Origin of the sequence: Lysobacter sp. TAB13 (assembly GCF_052113885.1) — a bacterium.
GTDB classification, from domain to species: domain Bacteria; phylum Pseudomonadota; class Gammaproteobacteria; order Xanthomonadales; family Xanthomonadaceae; genus Lysobacter; species Lysobacter gummosus.
In genome coordinates, this window is record NZ_JBFRDR010000157.1 from 1 (window position 1) to 489 (window position 489).

A 489-nucleotide genomic window follows, 5' to 3' on the forward strand; every position below is an offset into this window, starting at 1 on the left:
CCCCAGGACAACGAGGCGGCCCCCCAGGACAACGAGGCGGCCGGCAAAGCCGGTTTCCCGGGCGAGCCCCGCCAGCATGCTCTCCATCGTCTCGACCGCGTTCTCGTGGACACGCACCACCAGATGCGGGGCGAGGCGGGCGTGGCTCAGGCATTCGCGCACCACAGCTTCGATCCTCGCGAGCGGTCGCTCGGCCAAGGCCGCGCCGGCGAGGGTCTGCGCGGCCTGTTCCTCGATGGCGAAGGCACGCTTGTCCTCCTCGAAGGCACGCTTGTCCTCCTCGACGAGCAGCCGCTCGACCGATCGCACGAGATGGGCAAGCAGCCCGTTCAACTGCGCATCGGCCTCGCGCCGCCCCTGCTCCTGCCCGGCGGCAAACCCTTCCGCGCGCGCCGCCGCCAGATCCGCTTCGCTGACGGCACGCCGGTTGCCCTCGCGAAAGTCAGTTCCGAACATGAATTTCTTGGCGGTGCTCATCGTCAGTAGACC

At 69.1% G+C, this 489-nt stretch carries 1 protein-coding gene; it reads right to left on the reverse strand.

Features of this window, described 5'->3' with window-relative positions; all coding sequences use genetic code 11:
• The coding region (locus AB4Y92_RS25615) for a hypothetical protein (protein ID WP_441822175.1) at positions 1–477 on the reverse strand (477 nt) is incomplete at its 3' end.
• Positions 478–489 lie beyond the last annotated feature (12 nt).